Source organism: Aeromonas sp. HMWF014 (genome assembly GCF_963878295.1).
GTDB lineage: Bacteria > Pseudomonadota > Gammaproteobacteria > Enterobacterales > Aeromonadaceae > Aeromonas > Aeromonas popoffii.
Map to the genome: position 1 here is coordinate 4,702 of NZ_CAWNYS010000191.1, position 12,068 is coordinate 16,769.

Here is a 12,068-nt window from a genome sequence, read left to right on the forward strand (position 1 = left end):
CACGTGGACCGCGCAGGACATGCAGGGGTCGAACGAGTGGATGGTGCGCAGCACCTCCAGCGGTTTGGCGGGATCCGCCACCGGGGTGCCCACCAGCGCCTGCTCGTAGGGGCCGGGATCGTCATTGAAATTGCGCGGGCCCGAGTTCCAGGTCGAGGGCACCACCGCCTGATAGTTGGCGATCTTGCCACCCTTGATGACGATCCAGTGGGAGAGCATGCCGCGCGGCGCCTCTTCAAAACCCACCCCGCGAAACTCTTTGTCCGCCGGGATCTCGGCTTTGATGTAGGCGGTAAAGTCCCCCTTGCCGATGTTGTCGACCAGCGCCTTCCACTGGTGCGCCAGGGTATCTTTCAGCACGCAGCAGCGCACCGCGCGGCCTATGATGCGACCCATGGTGGAGTGCAGCTGTTCGGTCTTGATGGCCGAGCCGGTGAGCGCCTTATAAATGCCGTTCAACTGGTCGAAGTTCGCCACCGTCTCCGGGTGTTTGGCGGCCAGTTTCACCAGGAGGTCTGCGAGCGGCCCCACCTCCACCACCTTGCCGTAGAAGGTGGGGGATTTGACCCAGGAGTATTTGCCATCGTCCTGCCAGCCGGTGTAGTTGGGCTCGGTTTTGCCCTCCCACGGTTTGAGGGGAGCGTCATCCTTATACCAGGCGTGCTTGTTGCTCTCGGCGATGCCATCCATCAGCCAGCCATCCTGATGACTCTCGATGGGGCGATAACCCGCCAGATCGCCATTCTCGATATAGCCGCCCGGCATCAGGAAGCTGCCGCCGTCGGCGTCGGTGGGGAGCTCGGGCACGCTCAGGTAGTGCTTGGCCCCCTGCCCCAGATGCAGCCACTCGGGGTAGTGCGCGGCTATGATGGCGGCATCCACCTTGTAGACCTGCTCGATAAACTCGCCGAGCCGGTCGATAAAGCTCTTCACATAGAGCAGCCGCTCCAGGTTGAGCACGCTCGGCGCATCCAGGTTGATGGGGTTGGCCACCCCACCCACCGCCAGATTTTGAATGTGCGGAGTCTTCCCCCCCAAAATGGCGACGATGCGGTTGGCATCGCGCTGGCACTCCAGTGCCTGCAGGTAGTGAGCCACGGCGATCAGGTTCACCTCCGGGCTCAGCTTCATCTCCTTGTGACCCCAGTAACCGTTGGCAAAGATGCCGAGCTGGCCGCTGGCTACCAGCGCACGGATCTTTTCCTGCACCTTGGTCAGCTCGTCGGCGCTGTTGAGGGACCAGGTCGACACCCTCTTGAGGATGTCCGCTGCTTTTTGCGGATTGGCCTCAAGGGCTGCCGTGATGTCCACCCAGTCCAGCGCGGAGAGCTGGTAGAAGTGGACTATGTGATCGTGGATGTTGTGGGCCGCGATGATGAGGTTACGGATGAACTGGGCATTGACCGGCACCTTGGCGCCGATGGCGCTCTCCACCGCCCGCACCGAGGCGATGGCATGGATGGAAGTACAGACCCCGCAGATCCGCTGCACTATCATCCAGGCATCGCGCGGATCGTTGCCCTTGACGATCTCCTCCATCCCGCGCCACATGGTGCCGGACGACCAGGCCTTGGTGACGATGCCGCCTTCGATTTCGCAGTCGATACGCAGGTGCCCCTCAATGCGGGTGATGGGGTCTATGGTGATACGTTGGCTCATACGTTGGCTTTCCCTCGGGCCTGATAATCTTGGTGAACACGTTCAAGTGATGGCAGTACCGGCAACAGCCGGATCAACAGCAAATAGGCACACACTTCGATGGCGACGAAGCCAAGGGAGATCAGCACTTCCGCCGCGGAGGGGAAGTAGTGGTAGCCATTGCCGGGGTTGAAGGCGAGCAAGGAGTAATTCAGTCGCCAGAGCGCCGCGCCCAGCAGCATGCTGAGGGCCCCCAGGAACAACATGCGCGAATCGCGGCGGCTCTTGTCCCAGTGGAACACCAGCAGCGGGAATATCATCAGCGCGATCTCGCTCCAGAACATGATGGAGAAGCGGTTGAACTCGGAGAGATAGGCCGACTTGTCGTGGATAACGATCTCGGCAAAACGTAGCGCCACAAACAGGATCAGGAAGATGTCGATCACCTGGGTCAGCTTGTAGAAGAGCGACTTCTCATTGGGGCCACGCCCCGCCAGCCCGGCCTGCACCAGGGATCCTTCAAATACCACGATGGAAAAACCCATGATGAAGGCGGTCAGCAAGGAGAAGACCGGCAACAGCTCGTAGCTCTGCCAGAGCGGATGGATCTTCTCCCCCGCCACTATCATCAGGGAGCCCATGGAGGATTGGTGCATGGTGGGCAGCAGTGCCCCCAACGCCAGCACGAAGAACATGATCTTGTTGAGGCGAATGAGTGACGCCTCCCAGCCGAATTTCTCCAACAGCACGGGAGCAAACTCCAGCGCCATCACCCCGATGTAGATGGTCATGCAGACCGCCGTCTCGAACAGCACAGAGGCGGTGTTGAAGTGACCGGGCAGGTAGAAGTACGGCAGGTTCCAGTAACGCCCCACATCGATGGTGATGGAGAGGCCGCCCAGCGAGTAGCCGAACAGACTCGCCAACAGGGCTGGGCGCACCAGCGGGTGATACTCACCTCGGTTGAACACATAAACAGCCCAGGCCAATGCCCAACCGCCGCAGGCGAAACCGGTCCCGATCAGCAGGTCAAAGGAGATCCACAGACCCCAGGGGAACCCCCCGTTCAAGTCAGTGACCGAGCCCAGCCCGAAGATGAGGCGCTTCACGATCAGCATGCCGCACAGCACGGCAAAGGGGGCCAACACCAGCACCGGCCAGCTGACCAGCTTGCCGCCGAGGGGATACGCCTTGTGATTACTCATTATCCTTGCCTCCCTGCTCTTTGCCCTGCTCCTCGTCATGAGGGTGCGCCTGATCGTGCTTGCTGGCGTTGCGGCGAATAAGCACCGACAGCCCGGTCAGCACCACCATGGGCAGCACCATCCCCTTGTAGAGGGTGTGCTGGATATGCTCCGAGCGGGCACCGGACGAGAGCTCCGGCAGGTCGGGCATGTCGAGCCTGGTATAGGGCACACCGGCCAGCACCAGCACCTGAGTGCCGCCCCCCTCCTTCTCGCCATAGACGTAAGGCTGGTAGTTGGGCACATCATGCAGATAAGGGTCATTGGCGCAGAGGGTCTGGCGCGGATAGGCGTACTCACTGCCGGGGCTCGCCAGCAAACGGCGTTTTGCCTCGGCCATCAGCTCCTCGCGGGTGCCGAAAATCACGGCGCCGGTGGGGCACACCTCGACACAGCCAGGCAATTTGCCCTGGCTGATCCGCTCCAGCCCCTGCTGATTGCAGAGCTCGCACTTGTGGATCGCCCCAAGCGGATTGTCATAGTCATATTTGGGCACATCGAACGGACAGCCCACCATGCAGTAACGGCAGCCGGTGCAAACGCTCGGGTCGTAGTGAACGATACCGGTCCTGGGATCCTTGTTGAGAGCCTGCACCGGACAGACGGATACACAGTTGGGATCGACACAATGCATGCACTGCTTCTTGATGTAGGCATAGCCATCCACCAGCTGATCCTTGTGCTCCCCGCTGCCGCTATTCCACACCTGAATGATGTTGTTGGTGTAGGGGGTCAGCTTGTCGTTGTTGGACCAGGTCTGCGCCCCCGCCGGATTGGCCGGGTTACCGTTGAGGCGCTGACACTCGGCCACACAGGCCTGACAGCCGACGCAGAGGGTGGAGTCATACAACATGCCGATCGCCCCGGGAATAGGCGGTTTGTTCTTGGCCGCCGCCCTGGCACTGCCGGGCGCGGCGGCCCCTGCCGCCAGCGCGCTGGCGGAGGCGAATTTAAGGAAATTGCGTCTGTTCACGGTCACTCCTCCCGTGATGGGGGCTGCCCGGCTTCATGGCGCTTCTGCTGGCGACCGAGTTCACGCACCGTCATCAGACTCACCCCCACCAGCACCCCGAGGGCGCCACCGATGAGGCCGGTGGCCATCGGTGACATGTATCCTCCCTCCTGAATTGCCACGTCGGGTTTCTCCACCCGCGGAGTCGGGTTCTCTACCTTGGCCAGCTGGAAAATCCCCTTGCTGAAACCGACCCCCTGTTCGTTGCAGCCATAACAGGGGTGGCCTATGCCCACCGGCCAGATACCGCCGCCCACATCGCAGAACTCCAGGGTCGAACAGTTGCCGTAGGTCTCGGGTCCCTTGCAGCCCAGATGGTAGAGGCACCAGCCCTGACGGTGGCCCTCGTCACCGAACGCCTTGGCGAAACGACCCGCATCGAAGTGCGGACGGCGCTCGCAGTTCTCGTGAATGAGTCGCTCGTAGGCAAACAGCGGACGCTTCTTGCTATCCAGCGCAGGCAGCTTGCCGTAGGTGATGTAGTAAGCAACCGTGGTGAGGAAGTTGTGGGGATTGGGCGGGCAACCCGGGATATTGATGATCGGGGTGCCGATATTGCCGAGCGCTTCTTCCAGGCTGACGGCCCCGGTCGGGTTACCACCGCTGGCGGGCACACCGCCCCAGGCGGAGCAGGAGCCGATGGCGATGACGGCAGCCGCATCGGCGGCAGCACGGCGAATATGGTCGACGATGGGCTCTCCGGCCACCATGCAGTAGACACCACCATCCTTGAGTGGAATGGAGCCATCCACCACCAGCAGATACTTGCCCTTGTAGCGCTCGATGGCGTTGTGCTTGTTCTCTTCCGCCTGATGACCAAAGGCCGCCGAGAGCACTTCGTGGTACTCCAGCGAAAGGGTATTGAGGATCAGGTTTTCTATGGTGGGGTGGGTAGCCCGCAGCAGCGACTCGGTGCAACCGGTACACTCCTGCGCCCCAATCCAGATCACCGGTGGCCGCTCGGGGCCAGTGAGCGCAGTGGCCATCTTGGCCACGGCATGCTGGCTTAATCCCAGGGTTGCGGCCATCCCGGCGCACAATTTCATAAAGTCACGGCGATTAATTCCATGAGCCGATAAAACATTATCCTCGACCATTTTTCTTATTCCCGTTAGCGAGCACTTTTTTGATAAATGCTTAATAGCGGAAATGCTAATGACTCCCCTCTCCTCCCGTGTTGATCTCCATCAAGCCGCGAGACATTACCCAGATATATAACTCATCACCATTAATTTAAAAAACCATATACAGCATGCAGTTAGACAACCCATCGATGAGCCAAAAAAAATACCCATAAAAGGGTATTTTTGAATCCAGACGAATTAAAACCATAAAAATCACTCGTTAGTCTTGATGTTAAATAATAAGAATTAAAGCGGTGTCACACTATTTTTAAATAGCTAATGTTAGCAGCCATGAGTGATCGCCATAAAATAAAGAGGCCAATAAAATATACCTTATCACTTGTGGCCATATATGTAAAAACAGGGGCAGACTTGCCAATGATATTTATCATCAATGGTTGCTCCGTCAATATCGTGCTCATGGCCGCACCCATTCAGCTGCTTTTTATTCAGGCAGAACCGCATCATCGCCAGGGCCCTTTCTCGCACGTCACACCTCGACCCCACAGGAGATTGCACAAACAGTGCCAAGTGTCTCCCAAAGCCGGATTCAATATAAAAAATCTCTCCCACATCAGACTCTTGAACAACAATTATCACTGAGGACCTGAGCAGGCCTCGCCCCTGCGCTTGGGGCCCCCTCCTGATGTAGCGCCGAGAGGATGACTTATGGGCAAGACCATACTCGTGGTGGATGACTCCGTCGGGATCAGGGCGGCCATCACCATGACGCTCAGCAGCGCCGGTTTTGACGTGATAGAAGCAGACGATGGTGAGGCCGCCCTCATCCAGCTGGAAAAGCGACGCGTACACCTCATTATTTCAGACCTCAACATGCCTGGCATGGATGGCATGACGCTGCTCAGACGGGTCAAGGCGCAGCAGACGACCCGCTACCTCCCTTTCATCATGCTGACCACGGAGGACTCCGACCAGATCAAGCGAGAGGGGTTCGAGGCTGGCGCCAGGGTCTGGCTGACCAAGCCGTTCGAGCCACTCAAGCTGCTCGATAATGTTTACAAGGTGGTGCAACCATGATGCGGGAGCGACAGTCATGAGCCTGCAACTCGATACCAGGCAAACGCCCCCCACCGCCACCCTGAGCGGTGAACTGAGCATAATGACGCTGGGGGATCTGCAGGACGATCTGTTCGGCCTGCTCAACTTTGCCGACCTGAACCTGGACTTGAACCCGCTGGAGGCACTCGACGGCTGTGGCGCCCAGCTCATCGCCATCTTGCAGCAGGAGGCGAGCCAGCAGGGTAAACGGCTGCGACTGCTGGCGAGCGATGAGTGTGTCGCCCACTGCGTGTTGACCGAGCTGGGGTTGTGGGCTGACGTTGGCTCAAAGGGGGCGGTTCATGGACATCAATAAAGCCCGCGCCCTCTTTTTTGAAGAGGCCTATGAGCAGTGCGACAACCTGGAACATGCTCTGCTGGATCGTGAGACCTATCCGGCCCACACCGATACCTACAACCTGATGTTTCGCACCGCCCACACCATCAAGGGGTCGGCGGGCATGCTGGGGCTGACCATGCTGGTGCGCTTCGCCCATGCCATGGAGAACATGCTGGAGCGACTGCGCAGCGGCGATATAGCGCTGGATGAACACTTGGTCAACCTGTTGCTGGCCTGCAACGATCAACTGCGCGATCTGTTGCAGGGCGCCGAACACAATCCCGAACTGCAGCAGACCGAGACCCAGCAGATCCTGGCCCTGCTCTCCCAGTTGCAGGGTCACCAGACCCTGCCCAGCCAGCCGCTGGCCATGCCCGCTCCCGTCACCTCGCAAGATCTGCGCCCCTGGCATCTCTCCCTGCGCTTCTATCCGGCCCTGTATCAGGATGGCTTCGACCTGCTTGCCTTCATCCGCTACCTGGCCAATCTGGGGCAGATCCACTTCATCCAGCCGGTCTGGCACGAATGGCCACCGCTGCAACTGCTCGATCCCACCGAGTGTTTTCTCGGCTACGAGATAGGCCTGCTCAGTGCCGAGCCCAGAGAGCGGATCCTGGGCACCTTCGACTTTGTCGCCCACGCCAGCCTCATCTGCTTGCTCACACCGCATCAGGATCTGGCGCTGTTTGCCGAACAGGGCCAACGGCTGGCGGCATGGCGGGATGAGCCGCTCTCGGCCCAGCTGCAACGCTGGGTCGCCGCCCAGGCACTGACCCAGGCGGAAGCCACACACATCGCGAGCGGTGACGTGCCCTGGACTGCCACAACGCTGGCGCCAACGGAGCCCCAGCCAGCCCCCATCCCCCTTGTGCAGGCCAAGCCGCCGCTGCGGGCCGAAGGGCACTACATCCGGATCGAGGCAGCCAAGCTGGATCGCCTGATCAACCGGGTCGGCGAGCTGGTGATCGCCACCTCGGCCACCACACTGCAGGCCAGACTCAGAGGAGATGCGGAACTCATCGAATCAGTCGCCACCGTCAACACCCTGGTGGAGGGGATCCGTGACGATGCCCTGACTCTGCGCATGGTGCCCATCAACGAGATCTTCAACCGTTTCCCGCGACTGGTGCACGAGCTCTCCCAGCAGACGGGCAAGGATATCCAGTTGCAGATCCGAAACGCCGACACCGACATCGACAAATCCATGGTCGAGAAACTGACCGATCCCCTGATGCACCTGGTACGCAATGCCGCCGATCACGGCCTCGAAGATCAGGCCCTGCGGCTGGCGGCCGGCAAGCCGGCGCAAGGGGTGATCACCCTGAACGCTTACCACGATGCCGGGGCCGTGGTGGTGGAGGTGAGCGATGATGGCCGGGGCATAGATCGCGACAAGATCCTTGCCAAGGCCCACGCCCGGGGCATGGTGCCGGAGGGCAAGGTACTCGGCGAGCAGGAGCTCTTCCAGCTGCTGTTCATGCCGGGGTTCTCCACCGCAGCCGATGTCAGCGATCTCTCGGGGCGCGGGGTCGGGCTGGATGTGGTCAAGCGCAACCTGGAATTCCTTCGCGGTGAAACCACCATTGAGAGCCGGCTGGGCGCAGGCACCACCTTCCGGCTCAGGCTGCCCCTGACCCTGGCCATCATAGACGGCTTCCGGATTGAGGTGGATCACACCTCTCTGGTGATCCCCCTCGACATGATGGTGGAGTGCATCGACCTGCCGCCAGATGCCCTGCACAGCCAGAGTCGCCAGATCAACGTGCGCGGGGAGTGGGTTCCCTTCATCGCCCTGCGCGAACTGTTTGCCCTGCCGGCTGCAACCGAGCCCGAGTTTGTGGTGATGGTCGATTACGCCGACAACCGCGCCGGTATCGTAGTGGATCGCCTGATAGGAGAAGTGCAGGCGGTGATCAAGCCACTTGGGGACCTTTTCAAATCCCTGCGTTACGTCAGCGGCTCCACCATTCTGGGCAATGGCCAGCCAGCGCTGATCCTCGACGTGCCCCAGCTCATTCAGCTGGCGTGGCGGCGAGAGCAACACTTGCTCCATCAACAGGCGGACGCCCTGTTCACCCTCAGACATTGACCACAGACCATACTGTCACTAACAAGATTCACGGAGTAGAGCCATGGACTGGTTTCACAACTTGCAAGTCAGAACAAAGCTGGTGTTCTCGTTTTCCATTCTCATGGTGCTGCTGGTGGTGCTGACGCTCACCAGCTACTACTCCACCAAGGCGATGGCCACGCTGGTCGACAACATGCATGCCAATCAGCTCACCCCCATCAAGGATCTGGCCAACGCCAATATGCAGGCCATATACACGAGTCGGGCCCTCTATCGCTATGTGTTGGAAGACAATGACAAGACAAGAAAAGAAAATGAAAACAATATGTTACGATACGAAGGCAAAATGAATGAGCTAATTGACAAGTACCGTAAAACCGAGCTCACCCAGCCAGAAACAGATCTGTTGGCGCGCTTTGATCAGGCGTGGGCCATTTACAAACCCCTTGCCGATAGCATCATAAGGACAGTGCAATCCGATACGGGGGATAATCTCAATAATCAGAAAGCCGCCACCATGCTGGCCGAACAGGGACGACCGGCATTCAATGTTGCTGATGATCTGCTCACCGACCTGGTCAACCTGAATGACAAACTCGCCTCTCAGTCATTAACCGAGAGCAAAATCATTTATGGGGACAATCTGCAGATCCTGATCGCCATCGCCTGCAGCGCCTTTCTTATCTGCTTCATGCTGTCCCTGCTGGTGACCCGCAGCATATTGCGCCAGCTGGGGGGGGACCCTTCCTATACGGTGCAGGTGGTGGCCCGGGTTGCCGACGGCGATCTCTCCACTCCCGTGCTGCTCAGAGCCGACGACACCAGCAGCCTGCTCTATGCAATCAAGAGCATGGCCCACCGCCTCTCCGATACCCTCAACGAGGTCGGCGCCATGTCGGAGGCGATAGGCTCGGCTTCCGAGCAGGTCGCCGCCACTGCCAATGCCCTCTCCCAAACCTCGTCCGAGCTCGCCGCCAGCGTCGAGCAGACCAGCGCCTCGGTCGAGGAGATGACGGCGACAGTGAGCCAGAATGCCGACAACGCCAGGGTGACCGAAAGCATCTCCACCAGGGCCGCCAGCAGTGCCACCGACAGTGGCAAGGCGGTTGGCGAGATGGTCCACGCGATGAAGGAGATAGCCTCGCGCATCACCGTTATCAATGACATCGCCAACAAGACCGATCTGCTGGCCATCAATGCCGCCATCGAGGCGGCCAGGGCCGGTGAGCATGGCAAGGGCTTTGCCACCGTCGCCGCCGAGGTAAGAAAGCTGGCCGAGCGGTCACAAATCGCCGCCAAGGAGATAGGCGAGCTGGCGGGTCGCTCCGTCAGCGTGGCCGAACAGGCGGGGTCATTGCTGCGCGAGATGCTGCCCGGCATCGATCAGACCGCCACCCTGGTGCAGGAGATAGCCTCTGCTTCCCGCGAGCAGCGGGCCAGCGTCTCCCAAATCAACATAGCCGTGACCCAGATAAGTGATGGCATGCAGGCCTCGGCCGCCTCGGCAGAAGAGCTGAGCTCCACCTCGGAAGAGCTGAGCTCCACCGCCCTGCAACTGCAAGAGCTGATGCAACAATTCACGCTCAGGGGCGGCAATAACCGCCAACCCCATCCCTTGCACACGGCCACCTACTCCGCCGCCAGACGCATCAAACCGAAAAAGACACTTGCCCGTGCCCAGCCCTTCCACGAAGAGGATCTGGAGCGGGAAATCGACGATGGCAAGTTCACCAACTATTAGGAGCAGGCCGATGAGAAATACCATTGCTCCTGCTGCCACAGCGTCCCCTTTTCACTGCGTCACCTTCATGCTGGGGGGGGAGCTGTATGGGGTCGACATTGGCTGCATCCGTGAAATCATCGAGTTCGAAGGCATGACCCCGGTCCCCATGATGCCGCGCTTCGTGCGGGGCATCATCAACCTGCGCGGCGCCGTGGTGCCCGTGATCGACCTCTCTATCCGCTTTGGCCGGGACCAGACCCCACTGCTGCCCACCACCTGTGTCGCCGTCCTCTCCCTGCCCAACAGCACTGGAGAGGAGCAGGAGATCGGCATGCTGCTGGATGCGGTGTGCGAAGTGCTGGAGATCCGAACCGACACCATAGAGCCGGCCCCAACCTTCGGCACCCACATCCGGGGCGACTTCATTCAGGGGGTGGTCACCATAGATCAGCAGTTCGCCATTCTGCTCGACATGCACAAGGCCCTCTCCATCACCGAACTGAGCACCATGGCCGAGGCCGCCACCGGCCAGCTGTTCTCGCAAGAGCAGGGCGGATGAACATGGTGGCGCCGCTGTTCACGCCAGAGCAGGTCCCGAGCCTCAGTCAGAGCGAATTTGATCTGTTTCGGCGCTTCATCCTCAACACGGCGGGCATAGATCTCGCCCCCTGCAAGCGGGCACTGGTGCAATCCCGGCTCGCCAAGCGACTGCGGGCCCTGCACCTCACCAGCTATCAATCCTATTGGGAGCGGATAAACCAGCCCCTCGGCACCCAGGAACGCCAGCTCGCCATCAATTTGCTGTCGACCAACGAAACCTATTTTTTTCGCGAGGCCCAACACTTCACCTGGCTCAAGCACCATGCCGAGCAGCTGCTCGCCCATCGCAGCCAGCCACTTCGTATCTGGTCGGCAGCCTGCTCCACCGGCGAGGAGGCTTACTCTGCCGCCATGGTGCTGGCCGAACAGCACGGCATCAACGAACGCTGGAGCATTCACGGCACCGACATCAATACCCGCGTCATTCCCTTTGCCCGGCGCGCCATCTATGCGGTCGAGCGGGCCCAGCATGTGCCGCCCCATCTGTGGCTGCGCTATTTTCAACGCGGTCATGATGAGTACGCGGGCCAGATCCGGGTCAAGCCGGCGCTTGCCAGAAAGGTCTCCTTCACCAACCTGAACCTGCTGTCGTGCGGTGACTATCAGGAACGCGATTTCGATGTGATTTTGCTCAGAAATGTCCTCATCTACTTCAACGACACCACCAAGGCCCACGTCCTGACCCAGCTCTGCCAGCTGCTAAGACCCGGTGGCTATCTGCTGGTCGGGCACTCCGAGGTCATTCGCCAACAGGATCTTTCCCTGGTGCAGGAAGCCCCCTCCCGCTATCGCCGTCTGCCAGCAAAGGATGCGCCATGACAATACGGGTATTGATCGTCGACGACTCGGCCCTGGTGCGAGAAGTGCTGACCCAGATGCTGAGCAAGGCTGCGGACATCGAGGTCATTGGCGCAGCCTTTGATCCCATCTTCGCCATGCAGCAGATGAAGAAGTGCTGGCCGGACGTCATCATCCTCGACATAGAGATGCCACGCATGGACGGACTGACCTTCCTCAAGAAGATCATGGCCGAGCACCCCACCCCCATCATCATCTGCTCCTCCCTGACCGAGGCGGGCGCCATGATCACCCTGGAAGCCCTCTCGGCGGGGGCCATCTCCATCGTCACCAAGCCCAATGTGGGCATCAAGGGCTTTCTGCAGCAGTCGGCAAACGACTTCATTCAAGAGATAAGAGGCGCCGTCGGCGCCAAGCTGCGCAATCTGCTGCCCGCGACCAACCAGATAGCCCTAGTCC

The 12,068-nt window shown here is 60.0% G+C and carries 11 protein-coding genes; 7 read left to right on the plus strand and 4 right to left on the minus strand.

All coding sequences use genetic code 11. The features are described from left to right. From hybC to hybO, 4 genes are all read right to left on the minus strand, one after another. Positions 1–1,659, minus strand: a 1,659-nt coding sequence (gene hybC / locus AAC083_RS07510) for a hydrogenase 2 large subunit (RefSeq protein ID WP_108536223.1), incomplete at its 3' end; no start/stop codon positions are given. After that, entirely contained in the window at positions 1,656–2,843 is a 1,188-nt protein-coding gene (gene hybB, locus AAC083_RS07515; protein ID WP_042034310.1) for a Ni/Fe-hydrogenase cytochrome b subunit, read from the minus strand. The genes hybB and hybC, both read right to left, overlap by 4 nt. After that, positions 2,836–3,855, minus strand: a complete 1,020-nt coding sequence (gene hybA / locus AAC083_RS07520) for a hydrogenase 2 operon protein HybA (RefSeq protein ID WP_108536219.1) — start codon at positions 3,853–3,855, stop codon at positions 2,836–2,838. Before hybA ends, hybB begins: the two co-directional genes overlap by 8 nt. Positions 3,856–3,857: 2 nt before the next feature. Continuing rightward, positions 3,858–4,991: a hydrogenase 2 small subunit gene (gene hybO / locus AAC083_RS07525; protein WP_108536220.1), complete on the minus strand. Its 1,134-nt coding sequence runs from the start codon at positions 4,989–4,991 to the stop codon at positions 3,858–3,860. A gap of 696 nt (positions 4,992–5,687) precedes the next feature. Here hybO and AAC083_RS07530 point away from each other — a divergent pair. From AAC083_RS07530 to AAC083_RS07560, 7 genes are all read left to right on the plus strand, one after another. Further along, complete coding sequence (locus AAC083_RS07530) at positions 5,688–6,056, plus strand: response regulator (protein WP_042034315.1); 369 nt, start codon at positions 5,688–5,690, stop codon at positions 6,054–6,056. Between the two features lie 16 nt (positions 6,057–6,072). Next, entirely contained in the window at positions 6,073–6,393 is a 321-nt protein-coding gene (locus tag AAC083_RS07535) for an STAS domain-containing protein (RefSeq protein WP_042034316.1), read from the plus strand. Further along, complete coding sequence (locus tag AAC083_RS07540) at positions 6,380–8,506, plus strand: chemotaxis protein CheA (RefSeq protein WP_108536221.1); 2,127 nt, start codon at positions 6,380–6,382, stop codon at positions 8,504–8,506. Before AAC083_RS07535 ends, AAC083_RS07540 begins: the two co-directional genes overlap by 14 nt. Positions 8,507–8,549: 43 nt before the next feature. Further along, positions 8,550–10,229 carry a methyl-accepting chemotaxis protein gene (locus AAC083_RS07545; RefSeq protein ID WP_108536222.1) on the plus strand — a complete coding sequence of 560 codons (1,680 nt, stop codon included), beginning with the start codon at positions 8,550–8,552 and terminating at the stop codon, positions 10,227–10,229. Between the two features lie 10 nt (positions 10,230–10,239). Continuing rightward, entirely contained in the window at positions 10,240–10,770 is a 531-nt protein-coding gene (locus tag AAC083_RS07550; protein ID WP_042034320.1) for a chemotaxis protein CheW, read from the plus strand. Then, positions 10,767–11,630: a CheR family methyltransferase gene (locus tag AAC083_RS07555; protein ID WP_258224627.1), complete on the plus strand. Its 864-nt coding sequence runs from the start codon at positions 10,767–10,769 to the stop codon at positions 11,628–11,630. Before AAC083_RS07550 ends, AAC083_RS07555 begins: the two co-directional genes overlap by 4 nt. Continuing rightward, the coding region (locus AAC083_RS07560) for a response regulator (RefSeq protein WP_146181612.1) at positions 11,627–12,068 on the plus strand (442 nt) is incomplete at its 3' end. The genes AAC083_RS07555 and AAC083_RS07560, both read left to right, overlap by 4 nt.